General features: G+C 66.1%; 16 protein-coding genes. 12 read left to right on the top strand and 4 right to left on the bottom strand.

Annotated elements, in window-relative coordinates:
* Positions 1–62: 62 nt before the first annotated feature.
* A complete protein-coding gene (locus ACFWCF_RS03915; RefSeq protein ID WP_378557394.1) occupies positions 63–539 on the top strand; it encodes a nitroreductase family deazaflavin-dependent oxidoreductase in 477 nt (158 codons plus the stop codon).
* On the opposite strand, the gene ACFWCF_RS03910 is transcribed toward ACFWCF_RS03915, so the two are convergent.
* Positions 540–1,172, bottom strand: a complete 633-nt coding sequence (locus tag ACFWCF_RS03910) for a TetR/AcrR family transcriptional regulator (protein WP_378557391.1) — start codon at positions 1,170–1,172, stop codon at positions 540–542.
* Between the two features lie 121 nt (positions 1,173–1,293).
* On the opposite strand from ACFWCF_RS03910, the gene ACFWCF_RS03905 reads away from it, so the two are divergent.
* Positions 1,294–2,463 carry an acyl-CoA dehydrogenase family protein gene (locus ACFWCF_RS03905; RefSeq protein WP_378557388.1) on the top strand — a complete coding sequence of 390 codons (1,170 nt, stop codon included), beginning with the start codon at positions 1,294–1,296 and terminating at the stop codon, positions 2,461–2,463.
* Positions 2,464–2,473: 10 nt separating this feature from the next.
* Positions 2,474–3,610: an acyl-CoA dehydrogenase family protein gene (locus ACFWCF_RS03900; RefSeq protein WP_378557385.1), complete on the top strand. Its 1,137-nt coding sequence runs from the start codon at positions 2,474–2,476 to the stop codon at positions 3,608–3,610.
* Positions 3,611–3,617: 7 nt separating this feature from the next.
* Here the strand turns inward: ACFWCF_RS03900 and ACFWCF_RS03895 are convergent, their stop codons facing one another.
* Both ACFWCF_RS03895 and ACFWCF_RS03890 read right to left on the bottom strand, forming a co-directional pair.
* A complete protein-coding gene (locus ACFWCF_RS03895; protein WP_378557382.1) occupies positions 3,618–4,133 on the bottom strand; it encodes a TIGR04338 family metallohydrolase in 516 nt (171 codons plus the stop codon).
* Positions 4,130–4,936, bottom strand: a complete 807-nt coding sequence (locus tag ACFWCF_RS03890) for a DUF2786 domain-containing protein (protein ID WP_378557379.1) — start codon at positions 4,934–4,936, stop codon at positions 4,130–4,132. The genes ACFWCF_RS03895 and ACFWCF_RS03890 overlap by 4 nt, the downstream gene beginning before the upstream one ends.
* A 95-nt stretch (positions 4,937–5,031) precedes the next feature.
* Between ACFWCF_RS03890 and ACFWCF_RS03885 the strand changes: the two genes are divergently transcribed.
* The 9 genes from ACFWCF_RS03885 (at position 5,032) to ACFWCF_RS03845 (ending at position 16,118) form a co-directional block, all read left to right on the top strand.
* Complete coding sequence (locus ACFWCF_RS03885) at positions 5,032–5,586, top strand: PadR family transcriptional regulator (RefSeq protein WP_378557376.1); 555 nt, start codon at positions 5,032–5,034, stop codon at positions 5,584–5,586.
* On the top strand, positions 5,583–7,616 hold the full coding sequence (locus ACFWCF_RS03880; protein ID WP_378557373.1) for an FAD-dependent oxidoreductase: 2,034 nt from the start codon (positions 5,583–5,585) through the stop codon (positions 7,614–7,616). The genes ACFWCF_RS03885 and ACFWCF_RS03880 overlap by 4 nt, the downstream gene beginning before the upstream one ends.
* Before the next feature lie 57 nt (positions 7,617–7,673).
* Complete coding sequence (locus tag ACFWCF_RS03875) at positions 7,674–9,134, top strand: alanine/glycine:cation symporter family protein (protein WP_378557370.1); 1,461 nt, start codon at positions 7,674–7,676, stop codon at positions 9,132–9,134.
* A 44-nt stretch (positions 9,135–9,178) separates the two neighbouring features.
* Positions 9,179–10,252, top strand: a complete 1,074-nt coding sequence (locus tag ACFWCF_RS03870) for an ABC transporter ATP-binding protein (protein ID WP_378557367.1) — start codon at positions 9,179–9,181, stop codon at positions 10,250–10,252.
* Positions 10,253–10,409: 157 nt separating this feature from the next.
* Positions 10,410–11,690 (top strand): extracellular solute-binding protein, encoded by a 1,281-nt coding sequence (locus tag ACFWCF_RS03865; RefSeq protein WP_378557364.1) that lies wholly within the window; start codon positions 10,410–10,412, stop codon positions 11,688–11,690.
* A 17-nt stretch (positions 11,691–11,707) separates the two neighbouring features.
* Positions 11,708–12,784, top strand: a complete 1,077-nt coding sequence (locus ACFWCF_RS03860) for a carbohydrate ABC transporter permease (protein WP_378557361.1) — start codon at positions 11,708–11,710, stop codon at positions 12,782–12,784.
* The gene (locus ACFWCF_RS03855; RefSeq protein WP_378557358.1) at positions 12,781–13,683 is read left to right on the top strand and encodes a carbohydrate ABC transporter permease; all 903 of its coding nucleotides are present in this window, start codon (positions 12,781–12,783) and stop codon (positions 13,681–13,683) included. The genes ACFWCF_RS03860 and ACFWCF_RS03855 overlap by 4 nt, the downstream gene beginning before the upstream one ends.
* Positions 13,680–13,880 (top strand): hypothetical protein, encoded by a 201-nt coding sequence (locus ACFWCF_RS03850; protein WP_378557355.1) that lies wholly within the window; start codon positions 13,680–13,682, stop codon positions 13,878–13,880. Before ACFWCF_RS03855 ends, ACFWCF_RS03850 begins: the two co-directional genes overlap by 4 nt.
* Before the next feature lie 93 nt (positions 13,881–13,973).
* Entirely contained in the window at positions 13,974–16,118 is a 2,145-nt protein-coding gene (locus ACFWCF_RS03845; protein WP_378557352.1) for a transglycosylase domain-containing protein, read from the top strand.
* Here ACFWCF_RS03845 and ACFWCF_RS03840 read toward each other — a convergent pair.
* Positions 16,093–16,728 carry a TetR/AcrR family transcriptional regulator gene (locus tag ACFWCF_RS03840; protein WP_378557349.1) on the bottom strand — a complete coding sequence of 212 codons (636 nt, stop codon included), beginning with the start codon at positions 16,726–16,728 and terminating at the stop codon, positions 16,093–16,095. The genes ACFWCF_RS03845 and ACFWCF_RS03840 overlap by 26 nt on opposite strands.
* Between the last annotated feature and the right edge of the window lie 36 nt (positions 16,729–16,764).

Below are 16,764 nucleotides of genomic sequence, written 5' to 3'. Positions count from 1 at the left end.
CCGCGCGTAGGGTGCGGTCGGCGTGTCGACAGGCGAGGTCAGGAAGGTGCATCGTGGAAGGCATGCGCGTCACGGAGCCTGCTGCCCCGCCCACTGGTGTTCGGCGCCGATTGATGCGCCTCCCGATTCTTCTGTATCGGTGGCATCTCGGGTTTCTGCTCGGTCACCGCTTCCTGCTTCTCGAACACCGGGGACGCAAGAGCGGGCAAAGCCGGTACGTCGTGCTCGAAGTCGTCAATCATGTCGACACGAGCGACGGGTTCGTGGTCGCGGTCGGACACGGAGCGAGAACGGACTGGTATCGGAACCTGAAGGCGGACCCGCACGCGCGCGTCGAATCGGGACGCGAGCAGGTCGCGGTCACTGCGATATTCCTCGATCCCGATGCAGGTGCGGACGCACTCGCGAGGTACGCGCGCGAACATCCGAAGACGGCCGTCCGGTTGTGCGCGGTCATGGGATTCGAGGTCGACGGTAGCGACGCCGACTTCCGTGAAACCGGGAGCCGGATTCGATTCGTGCGCCTGCGACGCTCCTGATCACCGGGCGTCGAGCGCTGTGTACTGCAGGGCGAGTCCCGTCAGGAAAGTCTCGAGGACCAGTTCGAAACTGTCCTCATCGATCTCGGCGGCGTAGTCGCGGAGCCGATGCGCCTGCGACAGGTGCGGATAGCGTTCGTTGTAGGTGTCGATGTCGTCGATGAACCCACCGGCGAACGACGTGATCGCCGAGCCGACGACGATGTACTTGATCGATGCCCCGATCATCGTCGCGGTCCGCGGCGGCCATCCGGCGCGCGTGAGTCCGCCGTGGACGGCGTCGGCGCGGTCGAGGGCGACGGGACGGTCGCTCGGGCCGTAGGCGAGGAACGGCACCATGTTGGGATGCGCGGCAAGGGCGCTGCGGTACGAGCGCGCCCAACTGCGCAAGGCGCCCTGCCAGTCGTCGTCCTCGAAGCCGCTCACGTCGACGTTCTCGGCAACGGTGCGGGCGATGTCGTCGAGCAGTTCGTCCTTGTTGGCGTAGTGGCTGTACAGCGAGGGTGCGCGGACGCCGAGTTCGTTCGCGATCTTGCGCATCGATACGGCGTCGAGGCCGTGTTCGTCGACGAGGCGCAATGTCGTCTCACGGATCAACTCCCGGCTCAATATCGGGGTGCGTGGCCGCGCCATGTGCGTCTCCTCTCGGTCGTCGTACTGGACAACCTTACAGTGTCAGGTTACGGTTTTGGAGTGTAGATCAGCCGCCTTTCCGCTGGTCTCCCCACCGCACAACCGCGACAGAGGGCCACCCATGAATCTGAAACTCACCGCCGAGGAGCGCGCGTTCCGCGACGAATTGCGCACCTTCTACACCACCGAATTCCCCGCCGAGCTGCGCGAGAAGGTCGCGGCCGGTAAGTCTCTGGGCAAAGACGAATTCGTCCGAGCCCAGCAGATCCTCAACGCGCACGAACTGGCGGTCCCTAACTGGCCCGTGGAGTGGGGAGGCAAGGACTGGACCCCGGTACAGCGCAACATCTGGCTCACCGAGATGCAGCTCGCGTCGGTGCCCGAGCCGCTTCCGTTCAATGCGTCGATGATCGGCCCGGTTCTCGCGCAGTTCGCGTCGCAGGAAATGAAGGAACGCTTCCTGCCTGCCACAGCGAACCTCGACATCTGGTGGTGTCAGGGATTCTCCGAGCCCGAAGCCGGCTCCGACCTCGCTTCACTCAAGACCCGCGCTGTGCGCGACGGCGCCGACTACATCGTCAACGGCCAGAAGACGTGGACGACGCTGGGTCAGCACGCCGACTGGATCTTCTGCCTCGTCCGCACCAATCCCGATGTCAAGAAGCAGGCAGGCATCTCGATGCTCCTGATCGACATGAACACCCCCGGCATCACCGTCCGTCCGATCAAGCTCATCGACGGCAGCTACGAGGTCAACGAGGTCTTCTTCGAAGACGTGCGGGTGCCCGCCGAGAACCTGGTCGGTGAGGAGAACTCAGGCTGGACGCAGGCGAAGTTCTTGCTCGGCAACGAACGAATCGGCATCACCCGCGTCGGAGCCACCAAGGTCAAGCTGGCGCGCGCCAAGAGCTTCGCCGCGCAGACCCGGCTCGGCGAGAGCACGCTTCTCGAAGACCCGTTGTTCGCGGCTCGGCTCGCCGAACTCGAGAACGAGCTGATCGCTCTCGAGCTGACCCAGCTGCGCGTCGTCGCAGGATCGGCCGACGGCAAGCCGAACCCCGCATCGTCGCTACTCAAGATGCGCGGCTCCGAACTTCAGCAGGCCGCCACCGAACTGCTCGTCGACATCGCAGGCCCGGATTCGCTCCCCACCGCTTCGGACGACATCGACTCGCCGGAGTGGGCGCAGCTCGCTACGGGGACCTACCTCAACAACCGCAAGGTGACCATCTACGGCGGGTCGAGCGAAGTGCAACGTTCGATCATCGCTTCCTCGATTCTCGGACTGTGAGGCCCAGGACATGAATTTCGATCTCGATACCGAGCAGGATCTTCTCCGCAAGACCGTCCGCGATCTGCTTGCCGACGCCTACGACGTGGAATCCCGTAACAACGCCGCCGAGAGCGAACTCGGCTGGAGCCGCGGGGTGTGGAAGCAACTCGCCGAACTCGGCGTCCTCGGGCTCCCCTTCCCGGAGAAGCATGGCGGCATGGGCGCCGGACCCGTCGAGGTCATGGCCGTGATGACCGAAATCGGTGCGGCCCTCGCGCCCGAGCCGGTGCTCAGCGCCGTGTACCTGCCGGGCGGACTCGTTGCCGACGTCGGTAGCGACGACCAGCGCGACGAGTTCCTGCCGCGCCTGTCCGAAGGCGCGTTGCTGATGGCATTCGCACACGACGAACCCGGTATCCGATGGCCGTCGAAGGCAGTGACCACCACCGCCGCACGCGACGGCGACCAGTGGCGGCTCACCGGCCGCAAGAACCCTGTGCTCCACGGTGAGTGCGCGCAGACCCTGATCGTGTCGGCCGAGCTGCCCGACGGGGGCGTGGGCCTGTTCGTCGTCTCCGCCGAGGCCGACGGTCTCACCCGCACTTCGTACCGGACGAACGACGAACGACGCGGCGCGCAGATCGTGCTCGACGGCGTCAGCGCTGTCCCGCTCGGTGAGGCCGCCGACGCGTCGACCGCAATCGTCGCGGCGCAGGTCAGGGCGCAGGCGGTGTTGTGCGCCGAGGCGACCGGTGCGATCGACCGGTCGGTGCGCTCCACTGCGGACTATCTGAAGCAGCGCAAGCAGTTCGGCGTCCCGCTTTCGACGTTCCAGGCCCTGACGCACCGCGCCGCCGACATGTACGTGCAGTACGAATTGGCAGCCAGTATGAGTCTGTACGCGACCATGGCACTGGCCGATGGAATCATCGATCCGGTGATCGCTTCGCGCGCAAAGCTGCAGGTCGGACGGTCGGCACGCGCGATCGGCCAGGAAGCCGTCCAGATGCACGGCGGTATCGGCGTCACCGCCGAACACTCTATCGGGCACTACCTGAGCCGGCTCACCGCAATCGAGCACACCCTCGGCACGATGGACGACCACCTGCGGGTGCTCGCCGCAGGCGTGGGCGACTACGGCCGGGTCGAGGTCGCCGGTATGTGAGGCGAACTCACTCGCGTACTGCGATCCCCGACGCACGCAACACGAACGCCGCCTCGGGCCCGATGATCTCGTCGACCAGGATCAGGAACCGGTCGACGAACGCGGGCCCGTGGGCGGGTTCGGTCGGATCGTCGGGGTCCTGCGGGTCGAGATGGTGGGCCAGCTCGTGCAGCACCACGAGTTCGCGGAACGCCCAGGCCCGATTGTCGCGATGCACCGGAAGGGCGATGGTCGCGCAGTCGCTTTCGTAGTGCGCCGCGGTATTTCCCGACCGGGCGCGGACTCGCACGTGTAGCGCAGCGCGCGGCCAGCGCTCACGCACCCAATTCAGTGCCAGCACCTTGTCGACGTACTGCTGCGCCGACTCGAGCGACGCGAAACGCCGTTCGACGGGCAGGGTGACGTGGGAACCGGCCACTTCGACGGTACGCAGACCGCGCTCATCCGCCAGATCGAACATGCGCCGCACGAGCGACTCCGCCTCGTACACAGACGTTTTCTGCGTGTCGCGCACTCTCGTCACCGCTCCAGCCTCCTCGCGGCAGGTGGCAGCTCGGGTGAGCTGCCGAGGCGGGCCGTGCGTCCGGCACGGTCTCCGGCGCGTTGAGCGTCGGTGGATCGCGTCGCCATCCGGTTCCCTCGCCAGCTTCCTCGTGCCTGCGAGGTCGTGCGGTAGAAATCGCGCAACTCGAGTTCCTTGCCGCGCAGGACGAGGGCGGTCCCGGGTGTCGACTGCTCCGCTTCGCGCTCGGTGTCCTGCTTCGCTTCGGCGAGGCGTGCGCCGATCCGCGCGGCGAACGCCGACTGGAAATTCAGGCGGGCTGTGACTCCCGCGACCGGCTTCCGCACCCTCGTGCGGATCTGCCTGCCCCCGCGGCGCTCGACCACCGTCTGCACCGTCGTCTCGTCCTTGTAAGTACCGGAGCGCAGGTAGGCATCGGATGCGCGCACCATCTGCACCAGCAGCGACGAGTAGAGGGCCTCGCACACGTCGATGTCGTCGGTGAAGCCGTACGCGTAGATGACCGTCGACGTGGCCGTGATGTCGCATTGCACGTCGTTGGCGGCTGCGATCGCCAGGAACAGCTGCGCGTACGTGCGCAGCCCTTTCTTACCGGTCTCTCCGATGGTGATGAGCCGCTGGACCGGTGTCGCGCGGCGTTCCTTGACGGTGGCATGAGCGCGGGCCACCGCGAGGTCGACCGAGGCAGAGGTCGCGAGCCGCTGGGCTGCGGCGAGGAAGGCATCGGCCTCGTGCGGATTGTCGGTCGACTCCGCCTGGCGCAACAGGCCGCCGATGCGGGTCAGCATCTTGTCCGAACTCACGGACCGAGCGTAGAGGGTCGCACCTCGGGAATCGCGAGGCGCCGACCCAGGGTGCTGCACTTGTGTGCATATGCACCTCGTTGCATACTGTGGTCATGGCACTCGAACACGCGCTGCTCGTCTCACTCGACGAGCGCGCCGGATCCGGCTACGAGCTGGCACGTCGCTTCGACAAATCCATCGGGTTCTTCCACAGCGCGACCCACCAGCAGATCTATCGGGTTCTGCGACGCATGGAAGAGCGCAGCTGGGTGACCTGCGAGACCGTGTCGCAGGACGGCCGCCCCGACAAGAAGATCTACCGTGTGGCCGCCGCAGGCCATGTCGAACTCGACCGCTGGATCGCCGAGCCGTCGGAGCCCGACCACCTGCGCAGCGAACTGGCCGTCAAGATCCGCGCTGCCCGCCCCGGCACCATGCCCGAGTTGCTCGCGGAGATCACCCGCCACCGCGACGCTCATGACGCCCGCCTCGACGTCTATCGACTCATCGAGAAGCGTGACTTCCCCGCGGCGGCCTCCCTCACCGGTTCAGCGCTGCATCAATATCTGGTGTTGCGCGGTGGCATCCGCGTCGAGGAAGGGTTCCGCGACTGGTGCCAGGACATGCTCGACGCCCTCACACCACCTTCCGAACAGGACCAACCGTGACAACAAGAGACTCCTATCCGACCCTGCTGTCGCCGCTCGACCTCGGGTCGGTCACCCTGCCGAACCGCGTGATCATGGGCTCGATGCACACGGGGCTCGAGGACCGCGCCAAGAACACCGGCCGACTCGCCGCCTACTTCGCCGAACGCGCCCGCGGGGGTGTCTCGCTCATCGTGACCGGAGGCTATGCACCGACCCGGACCGGATGGCTGCTGCCGTTCGGAGCCAAGCTCACCAACCGGATCGAGGCCCGGCGGCACCGCACCATCACCGACGCCGTGCACGCCGAGGGCGGCCGCATCGTGTTGCAAATCCTGCACGCGGGCAGATACAGCTACTGGCCGCTGAGCGTGTCCGCATCGTCGATCAAAGCACCCATCAATCCGTTCCGGCCCAGGCGACTCACGTCGTGGGGTGTGCGCAGGCAGATCCGCGCGTTCGTCCGCTGTGCCCGGCTCGCGCAGCAGGCCGGCTACGACGGAGTCGAAATCATGGGTGGTGAAGGATATTTCATCAACCAGTTCCTTGCGGAACGCACCAACCGGCGCACCGACGAGTGGGGCGGCACCCCGGAGAAGCGTCGCCGCCTGGCCGTCGAGATCGTCCGCGGCGTCCGCGAGGCCGTCGGCCCCGATTTCGTGATCTCCTTCCGACTGTCGATGGCAGATCTCGTCGACCGCGGCCAGAGCTGGGACGAGATCGTCGCGGTCGCGCAGGACGTCGAGGCAGCAGGCGCCACGCTGCTGAACACCGACATCGGTTGGCACGAATCGCGGGTACCGACGATCGTCACCTCCGTGCCCCGCGCCGCGTTCGTGGATTTCACCGCAAGACTCGCGAAGCACGTGAGCATTCCGGTTGCGGCATCGAACCGCATCAACATGCCCGAGACCGCGGAAGAAATCCTCGCCGACGGTCGCGCCGACCTGGTGTCACTCGCGCGGCCGATGCTCGCCGACCCGGACTGGGTGCGCAAAGCCGCCGCGGGTGCCTCCGACGAGATCAACACCTGTATCGCCTGCAATCAGGCGTGCCTCGATCACGCCTTCGTGAACAAGCACGTCTCGTGCCTGCTCAACCCGCGCGCCGGACGCGAAACCGAGCTGCTCCTCTCACCCACGCGCCGCAGCAAGTCCGTCGCGGTGGTCGGCGCAGGCCCTGCCGGTCTGTCGGCGGCGGTGAACCTCGCGCGCCGCGGACATCGCGTCAGCCTGTTCGAAGCGGACGCGCAGATCGGAGGCCAGTTCGGTATTGCGCGGCTCATCCCGGGCAAGGAGGAATTCGCCGAGACCTTGCGGTATTACACGCGCCAACTCGAGCTGACCGGTGTCGACGTCCGGTTGAACACGCGCGCCACCGTCGCAGACCTGACCGACGGATTCGACGAGGTCGTCGTCGCGACCGGTGTCACGCCGCGAGTTCCGGTCATCGACGGCATCGACCATCCCAGTGTGCTGACCTATGCGCAGGCAGTGCGCGGCGGGGCGCCGATCGGTGAGCGGGTCGCGGTGATCGGCGCGGGTGGCATCGGCGTGGATGTCGCCGAGTTCCTCACACACACCACTTCTCCGGCGATGAACCTCGCCGAATGGAAACGGGAGTGGGGTGTCACCGACGCCGAGGACGCGCCCGGCGCGTTGACCGCCCCGCAGCCGTCCCCGTCACCGCGCGAGGTCTATCTCCTGCAGCGCACCGCAGGCCGGATCGGAGCGAAGCTGGGCAAGACCAGTGGCTGGGTGCATCGGGCGGCACTGAAACACAAGGGCGTCCATGAGTTTTCGGGCGTGGGCTACGAACGCATCGACGACGACGGTCTGCACATCAGTCTCGGCAAGGACGGCAGCGAACGCCGGGTGCTCGCGGTCGACACGATCATCGTGTGCGCGGGGCAGGAATCGGTGCGTGATCTCGTCGACGGACTCACCGTCGCCGGGGTGGTGACGCACGTGATCGGCGGCGCCGACGTCGCGGCGGAACTGGATGCCAAACGTGCGATCGAGCAGGGCACTCGGCTCGCCGACCGGATCTGAGGGGATTCCGGGCCGAAACCGGTGCGGAACCGTTCCGCGACCGACAGGATCGGTGGAATGGACACCGCCGTCGAATTCGTCACCGACATCAACGACTGGTACTGGTACGCGGTCATCGCCCTTCTCGTCGGGTCAGGTCTGTACTACTCGTTCCGCTCCCGGTTCATCCAGCTCCGACTGATCCCCGACATGTTGCGGTCGATCGTGGAGAAGCCCGAGGAATTCCCGGACGGGGAGAAGGGGATCTCGGCGTTCCGGGCGTTCTCCATCTCGGCGGCGTCACGGGTGGGAACGGGCAACATCGCGGGTGTGGCGATCGCGATCAGCATCGGCGGCCCCGGCGCCTTGTTCTGGATGTGGGCGATGGCGCTGATCGGTGCATCCACCGCCTTCGTCGAGTCGACTCTCGCCCAGCTGTACAAGGTGCGCGACAATGGCGCATTCAGAGGCGGGCCGGCCTACTACATGCAGTACGGGCTCGGGAAACGCTGGATGGGCATGATCTTCGCGGTGATCATCACGATCACCTACGGCTTCGTGTTCAACGCCGTGCAGTCCAACTCGATCGTCGACGCCGTGTCGAGCTCGGCGGGCGAGAAGACGACGGGTCTGCAGATCGGTGTCGGTGTGGGCGTGGCGGTTCTCGTCGCCGCGGTCATCTTCGGCGGCGTGCGGCGGATTTCGAGTGTGTCGCAGGTGGTGGTGCCGGTCATGGCTATCGCGTACCTGATCATCGGGATCATCGTGGTGATCCTCAACATCGGTGAGGTCCCCGGAATGTTCCGTTTGGTGTTCGAGAACGCCTTCGGCCTCCGTGAGGTGGCGGGCGGCGGGTTCGCCGCAGCATTCATGCACGGCATCCGACGCGGCCTGTTCTCCAACGAGGCCGGCATGGGCTCGGCGCCGAATGCGGGCGCGACCGCGTCGGTGTCGCACCCCGTCAAGCAGGGCCTCGTACAGAGTCTCGGCGTCTACTTCGACACGTGGCTGGTCTGCTCGCTCACCGGGTTCATCATCCTGCTGTCCGACCCGGAATTCGGGTCAGGTCTCGAAGGTGCCGCGCTCACCCAGAACGCGATGGCCCTGCAGCTCGGCGACTGGACCGTCCACTTCCTCGCCGTCCTCATCTTCTTCCTCGCGTTCACCTCGGTCATCGGCAACTACTACTACAGCGAATCGAACATCGAATTCCTCACCGGTTCGCGGAAGGCCCTGCCGTATCTGCGTTCGGCCGTGGTGGTGTGCGTGTTCCTCGGCGCGATCGGTTCGGTGCCGCTCGTGTGGGCGCTCGCCGACCTGGCGATGGGTGTGATGGCAACGGTCAACCTCATCGCGTTGATCCCGTTGTCGGGCATTGCGTACGCGCTGTTCCACAACTACAGCGCGCAGCGCAAGCAAGGACGCGATCCGGTGTTCCATCGCGGAGACGTTCCCGGAGTGCGAGGAATCCAGGTGTGGGGCGACGAATCGCCGGTCGCCGACACGTCGGTGGCTGTGGACCCACACGATGCACGGTAGATTCCCGTAGCGCACGAGCGTGTCCGCTTCGGAAAGGATCTGCGATGGCCTCGGTGACCTTCGACAAGACGACGTGTCTGTTCCCCGGCTCGAATACACCTGCGGTCGATGCGCTGGATCTCGAGATCGAGGACGGCGAGTTCCTTGTCCTGGTCGGGCCCTCGGGCTGCGGTAAGTCGACGTCGCTGCGGATGCTCGCGGGGCTCGAAGAGGTTTACAGCGGCCGCATCCTCATCGGAGACAACGACGTCACCGCGCAGGACCCCAAGGAACGCGACATCGCGATGGTGTTCCAGAACTACGCCCTGTACCCGCACATGTCGGTGGCCGAGAACATGGGATTCGCGCTCAAGCTCGCGAAGATCCCGAAAACCGAGATCCGTGAACGGGTGACCGAGGTCGCGAAGATGCTCGACCTCGAGCAATACCTCGACCGCAAGCCCAAGGCGCTGTCCGGTGGTCAACGGCAGCGTGTCGCCATGGGCCGCGCGATCGTGCGGGAACCGCAGGTGTTCCTGATGGATGAGCCGCTGTCCAACCTCGATGCGAAGTTGCGCGTGCAGACCCGCACGCAGATCGCGCAGCTGCAGCGGCGGCTCAATACGACCACGGTGTATGTCACCCACGATCAGGTGGAAGCCATGACGATGGGTGATCGCGTCGCGGTGCTCGACAAGGGCATCCTGCAGCAGTGTGCGTCGCCGCGCGCGCTCTACAACCGGCCTGCCAACGTCTTCGTCGCCGGATTCATGGGCTCACCCGCAATGAACCTGTTCACTCTTCCCGTCGTCGACCGCGGAGTCATGGTGGGCGATGTCCACGTCCAGGTGCCACGCGACATCCTCGGCCAGGTCACCGAAGCCGAGGTGACGCTCGGCATCCGGCCCGAACATCTCGAGATCGCCGATGACGGGCTGGCCGTCGACGTGGATGTCGTCGAGGAACTCGGGTCGGATGCGTATGTGTACGGCAACGCCACGGTCGGTGGAATCCGCCAGGAGATCGTGGCGCGGAGCGACTGGCGAACCCCGCCGCAGAAGGGCGACCGTCTCCACCTGCGGTTCGATCCGAATCAGGTGCATGTGTTCAAGACGTCGGACGGGCTGCGCATCGGTTGATCGGGCCTGCTCGGGGACTGCGGTGCCCGACACAGAACCGATCAAGGATGGGCGGAATGCCGACTTTTCGGGGTGGCCCGTGCCACAGTAGTGGCCGGTGTCGGTGGCCGAGGGGTTACCGGCGAGTTGATTTTCCGAACTCACACGGGAGATGTTCATGGTTTCGAAGAAGAAAGCGATGCGCAGAGCCGTCATCGCCGCCTCCTCGGCGGCGCTGCTGGTCCTGACGGCGTGCGGCTCCGACGACGGTGGCAGCGACACCGGCTCCGATACGGGCACCGCCGCATCCGGCGAGGGCCGCGGCCCGATCACCATCGTCGAGGGGCAGGACCCCTTGAACGCGGCACTCGAGAACATCATCGCCGACTGGAACGCCGAGAACCCCGACGAGCAGGTCACCTTCAAGCCGCTCGCGCGCGAGGCCAACGACCAGTACGCCGATATCGCGCAGCGGATGCAGGCGCAGAGCGACGAGTACGACCTCGTCGCCGTCGACGTCACGAACACCGCCGAGTTCGCTGCCAACGGCTGGCTGCTGCCGCTCGAGGGCGACAACGCGATCGACACCGAGGGCCTGCTGCCCGCGACCGTCGAGTCGGGTACCTACAACGGCACGCTGTACGCCGCGCCGAAGAACACCAACGGTGCGTTCCTGTACTACCGCACCGACCTCGTCGACCAGGCTCCTGCGACGTGGGACGACCTGAAGGCGGAATGCCCGAAGGCCGAAGAAGCGGGTATCGCCTGCTACATCGGTCAGTTCAGCAACTACGAGGGTCTTACGGTCAACGTGACCGAGATCGTCAACGGCTTCGGCGGCAGCTTCGTCGCCGAGGACGGCCTCACCCCGGCGATCGACGAGCAGACCGCCGAGGGCCTGCAGTTCATCGTCGATTCCTTCGAGGACGGCACGATCCCGGCTGCTGCGCAGACCTACACCGAGGGCGAGTCGCAGACTGCCTTCGGCAACGGCGAAGCCATGTTCATGCGCACGTGGCCCGGCTTCTACACCGACGGTGAAGAGTCGTCGGTGGCCGGAAACTACGGCATCGCCGTGCTCCCGGGCGTCGACGGTCCGGGCGTGTCCACGCTCGGTGGCTACAACGTCGGCATCAGCGCGTACACGGATGCTCCGGCAACCGCCCGCGACTTCCTCGAGTTCATGCAGACGCGTCAGTCGCAGGAGTACTACGCCGAGGTCGGTGGCGCACCGGTCCTCGCCGAGGTCTACGACGACCCGGCGATCCTCGAGCAGTACCCGTACTTCTCGACGCTGAAGGAGGCCCTCGAGAACGCGGCGCCGCGTCCGTCGTCGCCGTACTACTCGGCCGTGTCGAAGGCGATCTCCGACAACGCCTACGCTGCGATCCGGGGCGAGAAGCCCGTCCAGCAGGCCCTGGACGACACTCAGGCCGGCATCGAAACCGCCGGCAACTGATCCACTAGGAGCAGTAGATGGCAGAACCGCAGGCCGGGAAACCCGCGGATCCGCCACACACCGCGGTCGGGACCGATGGTCCCGACCGCGGACGTGTGGCCGGACGACACCGCACGCCCGCGCCACCGCCGCTGACCGCGCCTCCGGCGAAGTCCCGGCGGAAGGTGCCGGTGTGGATGTTCATCGCGCCGTCGATGATCGTCCTCGCGGTGATCATCCTGTACCCGCTGGGCAGAGCAGTGTGGATGTCGCTGCACGGCGACGCGAAGACACTCGACCCCGACACCGGCCGGTTCGTCACAGGCGGGTTCGTCGGTATCGAGAACTACACCCGCTGGATCACCCAGACCTGCGGTACTGCCACCGGATCGATCTCCTGCCCGCCCGGCACTCTCGGTTCCCAGTTCTGGCAGTCGATCTTCAACACGTTCTTCTTCACGGGCGTGACGGTGTCGATCGAGACCGTGGTCGGTTTCGCCATGGCGCTGGTGATGGCCAAGTCGTTCCGCGGCCGCGGTCTGCTGCGCGCCTCGGTCCTCATACCGTGGGCCATCCCCACCGCCGTCACCGCCAAGCTGTGGTTCTTCATCTTCGCCAACGACGGTATCGCCAACAAGATGCTCGGCACCGACATCCTGTGGACCGCAGATCCGTGGCCCGCCCGTTTCGCCATCATCGTCGCCGACGTGTGGAAGACCGCACCGTTCATGGCGCTGCTCATCCTCGCGGGTCTGCAGATGATTCCGTCGGATGTGTACGAGGCGGCGAAGGTCGACGGCGCGAACGCCTGGCAACGCTTCACTCAGATCACGTTGCCGCTGGTCAAGCCCGCGCTCATGGTGGCAATCCTGTTCCGCACGATGGATGCGCTGCGCATGTACGACCTGCCCGCCATCATGATGGGCTCCAATCCTGCGACCTCGACGATCTCCGTGCTCGTCGTCGACCAGATGCGCCAGGGCGCCAACTCGGCGTCCGCGCTGTCGACGATCACGTTCCTCATCATCTTCGCGGTGGCCTTCGTCCTGGTGCGGTTCCTCGGCGCCAACGCGGTCAGTACGCAGGAGAAGCAGCGGAAGGGAGACGCGGTATGACCGGCACGATCACCGCCACCGAGACGCCTGCCGACGAGACGCCACGCCCCGGTCCGAAGCGTGCGCGCAGGTTCCGGCCGAGATCGATCGGCACCTACCTCGGGGTGGCGCTCATCATCGTCTGGGGGCTCGCCCCGTGCTATTGGATGATCGTCACGGCTCTGCGCGATCCGGCCGATACGTTCAGCACGAGTCTGTGGCCGACGAACCCGACCCTCCAGAACTTCGCCGACGCCCTCGACCCCGATGCGAAGGTCAACTTCTCCCGCGCGCTGCTCAACAGCGTCATCATCGCCGGCGCCACCACCGCGATCGCGTTGCTGATCGGTGTGTTCACCGCGTATGCGCTGTCGCGTTTCGAGTTCCGGGGAAAGTATTTCGTCACCGGCATCATCCTCGGCGCGTCGATGTTCCCGGTCGTCGCGCTCGTGACGCCGCTGTTCCAGCTGTTCACCGATATCGGCTGGATCGGGAGCTACCAGGCGTTGATCATCCCGAACATCTCGTTCGTACTGCCGCTGACGGTGTACACGCTCACCTCGTTCTTTTCCGAGTTGCCGTGGGAACTCGAGGAGGCCGCGCGCATCGACGGCGCGACCCGAGGGCAGGCGTTCCGTCTGGTGATGCTGCCGCTCGCGGCCCCGGCGTTGTTCACCACCGCGATCCTGGCGTTCATCGCGACGGTGAACGAGTACTTGCTCATGTCGCAGCTCTCGAGTGAACGGACGGCCCCGGTGACTGTGGCGATGGCCCGGTTCACGGGCACGGACCCGTTTGTGACGCCGTATGCGTCGATCATGGCGGGTGGCACGCTCGTGATGGTGCCGCTGGTCGTGATGGTGCTGGTCTTCCAGCGCCGGATCATCTCGGGTCTGACGGCGGGTGGCGTGAAGTCGTGAGACGTCGTCTCCCCCGCCGCCAGCGGCTCGAGATGATGCTCGGTGTCATCACGGTCTTCGCCGTGATGGCGGCGGTGGGGGCGGTCGCAGAAATGGTGTCACCGGAGCCCGGTATCGTGCCGTCATTGGTGCTGGCAGCATTCGCGCTCGCGTGGTGGTTCACATACCGCGCGTGGCGTCGCACGGATTCGTCCTAGTGCCGTGTGCGTCACTTCTGCGCGTGACTTCGTACCATACGGTCGGCAGGATGGAAGAATCTGCCGAGTCCCATCCCGGAGAAAGTGGTACGTGTGAGCTCCCCGAATCCGTCGACGTCCAACCGCGGACGGTCTTCCGCTGATTCGAAGCCGCGATTGTGGCGAATAGTCCGATATGTCGTGTTCGCGGTGGTGGCGCTGCTGATACTCGTCCCGCTGGGCGTGTTCGCCGGCGCGTACATGTCGGCAGAGGTTCCCCGCCCGTCCGACATGACCACCAACCAGATCTCCCGGATCTACGCGGCCGACGACACCACCGAGATCACGCGGATCGTGCCTCCGGAGGGCAACCGCGTCGAAGTCGGCATCGACGAGGTCCCGGTGCATGTCCGCAACGCAGTGCTCTCCGCAGAGGATCGCGACTTCTACAGCAACCCCGGCTTCTCGGTGTCCGGATTCGCTCGCGCGGCCCGCGACAACGTCATGGGTAAGGACACCGCCGGGGGCGGCTCCACGGTCACCCAGCAGTACGTCAAGAATGTGCTCGTCGGCGCCGACCGCACCCTCACTCGCAAGATGAAGGAACTGGTCATCTCCTCGAAGATGGCCCGCGAGTGGTCGAAGGACGAGATCCTCGAGGCGTACCTGAACACCATCTACTTCGGCCGGGGCGCGTACGGCATCGCCGCGGCCTCGCAGGCGTACTTCGGCAAGCCGGTCGGCGATCTGTCGGTCTCCGAGGGCGCGGTCCTCGCAGGCGTGATCCAGACACCGTCGTCGCTGGATCCCGAGTTCAACCGCCCCGCGATCGAAGCACGCTGGAACTATGTCCTCGACGGCATGGTCGAGACGGGCGTGCTGGAGTCCGGAGAGCGCGCGGAAGCGGTCTTCCCGGAAACCGTCCCGTCCGACCAGCTGGCGCGCGCAAACGAGGCCCCCGGCCCGGAGGGTTTGATCCGGTCGCAGGTGCTGCGTGAACTCGGCGCGGCCGGCATCAGCGAGCAGCAACTCAACACGGAGGGCCTGCGCATCGTCACGACGATCGACCCCGTGGCCCAGCAGGCCGCTGTCGACGCGGCGCGGGGCAACCTCGAGGGCGAACCCGAGGACCTGCGGACCGCTGTGGTGTCCGTCGACCCGAACTCGGGGGCGGTGCGGGCGTACTACGGCGGCGAGGACGGTGCCGGGTACGACTACGCACAGGCGCCGCTGCAGACCGGTTCGTCGTTCAAAGTGTTCGGACTCGTCGCGGCTCTGCGAGAGGGCATCGGTCTCGGTGCCCGCTACGACAGCACCCCGCTGACGATCGGCAACCTCGAGATCAACAACGTCGAAGGTGAATCGTGCGGTAGGTGCACGATCGCGGAGGCGACGAAGCGGTCGCTGAACACCAGCTTCTACCGGCTGATGATGTCGATGAAGAACGGTCCGCAGAAGATCGCCGACGCGGCGCACGACGCGGGCATCCCCATGGAGATCCCCGGAGTCGAGGGGACCTCGCTCACCGAGGCCAACGGCATCCCCGAGGGCGGCATCGTGCTCGGCCAGTATCAGGCGCGCGTGATCGACATGGCGTCGGCGAATGCGACCCTGGCGGCGTCGGGCACGTTCCACGAACCGTACTTCGTGCAGAAGGTCGTCACTGCCGACGGCGATGTGCTGCTCGACCGGCCCGCGTCTCCCGGCGAGGAGCGCATCGAAGCGGCGGTCGCCGACAACGTCAGCCAGGCATTGCTGCCGGTCGCGGCGTACTCGCGTGGTCACGCGTTGGCAGGAGGGCGGCCGTCGGCGTCGAAGACGGGTACCACCCAGCTCGGTGAGACCGGGATGAACAAGGACGCGTGGATGGTCGGGTACACGCCGTCGCTGTCGACCGCGGTGTGGATCGGCACGTCGGACGCGGGCCCCATCACCAACCTGTGGGGTGGCTCCATCTACGGCTCGAGCCTGCCGGCGGACATCTGGAAGGACACGATGGACGGCGCGCTCGCGGGCACCGACGTGGAGAGCTTCCCGTGGCCCGACCCGATCGGCGGGCAGGCGGGCGTGCCTGCCGACGCCGGTATCAGTGCTCCGACGACGACCGGTCGGCCGACACCCTCATTGGGCCTTCCCGGCCTGGGTGATCTGCCGCCGATCACGATCCCGGCACCCCCGATCGAGGTTCCGCCGCAGGTCCAGTTGCCGCCGCAGATCGAGGTGTTCCCCGGCGTCACGATCCAGCTTCCGGGGATGTGACGTCGCGTGTCGGGTGTGCGTCGAGGGTGTCGACGAGCACGACGGTTCGCAGCACGGTGATGCTGTAGTCGACCACATCGTCGACCGATGTTGCGGGGACGGCGGTGCGATCCACGGCAAGGGACTCGACCATCGACCACCAGCCGCGCAGTCTCATGGTGGTGAGCGGATCCGGGGTCGTTCCCGTCGCGGCGAGGATTCGTTCGACCATCGTCTTCCTGACCTGGTCGTAGATCTCGCGGATTTGAGGGTCGGTGCCGAACCCGCCGTGGAAGAACGCTTGATAGTTGTCGCAGTGGCGGTCGACGAACGAGACGAACGCGTTCAGGCCCGCGCGAAGCGGATCGGGATCGCCGGGGTTCGGTGCGGCCGCGCGCAGCATACGGCGGGACGCGGCACCTACGACCGCTACGTAGAAGTCCTGTTTCGTGGGGAAATACCGGAAGAGCAGGCCGCGTGAGATGCCCGCGATCTCGGCGACACGGTCGATCGACAGTGCATGGATCGGGCGGATCGACAGTTCCTGAAGGCCCACTGCGACGAGTTGGCGTCGACGTTCCTCGGGCGGCATGCGGCGTCTGACGCCTGGAGCTTGTCGGGAAGTACTCATCCCGTTAGCCTAACTGAGCATTGCTCAATTGAGGAT

The sequence above is a fragment of the Rhodococcus sp. NPDC060090 genome (genome assembly GCF_042729855.1).
GTDB lineage: Bacteria > Actinomycetota > Actinomycetes > Mycobacteriales > Mycobacteriaceae > Rhodococcus.
The sequence above is the reverse complement of the archived record's forward strand: the minus strand, read 5'-3'. Positions and strand labels throughout refer to the sequence as shown.

What these genes read in the sequence shown, in the direction of transcription:
- ACFWCF_RS03915 (WP_378557394.1), top strand. Translation starts at nt 63, where the DNA reads ATGCGCGTCACGGAGCCTGCTGCCCCGCCCACTGGTGTTCGGCGCCGA.
- ACFWCF_RS03910 (WP_378557391.1), bottom strand. Translation starts at nt 1,172, where the DNA reads ATGGCGCGGCCACGCACCCCGATATTGAGCCGGGAGTTGATCCGTGAG.
- ACFWCF_RS03905 (WP_378557388.1), top strand. Translation starts at nt 1,294, where the DNA reads ATGAATCTGAAACTCACCGCCGAGGAGCGCGCGTTCCGCGACGAATTG.
- ACFWCF_RS03900 (WP_378557385.1), top strand. Translation starts at nt 2,474, where the DNA reads ATGAATTTCGATCTCGATACCGAGCAGGATCTTCTCCGCAAGACCGTC.
- ACFWCF_RS03885 (WP_378557376.1), top strand. Translation starts at nt 5,032, where the DNA reads ATGGCACTCGAACACGCGCTGCTCGTCTCACTCGACGAGCGCGCCGGA.
- ACFWCF_RS03875 (WP_378557370.1), top strand. Translation starts at nt 7,674, where the DNA reads ATGGACACCGCCGTCGAATTCGTCACCGACATCAACGACTGGTACTGG.
- ACFWCF_RS03870 (WP_378557367.1), top strand. Translation starts at nt 9,179, where the DNA reads ATGGCCTCGGTGACCTTCGACAAGACGACGTGTCTGTTCCCCGGCTCG.
- ACFWCF_RS03865 (WP_378557364.1), top strand. Translation starts at nt 10,410, where the DNA reads ATGGTTTCGAAGAAGAAAGCGATGCGCAGAGCCGTCATCGCCGCCTCC.
- ACFWCF_RS03860 (WP_378557361.1), top strand. Translation starts at nt 11,708, where the DNA reads ATGGCAGAACCGCAGGCCGGGAAACCCGCGGATCCGCCACACACCGCG.
- ACFWCF_RS03855 (WP_378557358.1), top strand. Translation starts at nt 12,781, where the DNA reads ATGACCGGCACGATCACCGCCACCGAGACGCCTGCCGACGAGACGCCA.
- ACFWCF_RS03840 (WP_378557349.1), bottom strand. Translation starts at nt 16,728, where the DNA reads ATGAGTACTTCCCGACAAGCTCCAGGCGTCAGACGCCGCATGCCGCCC.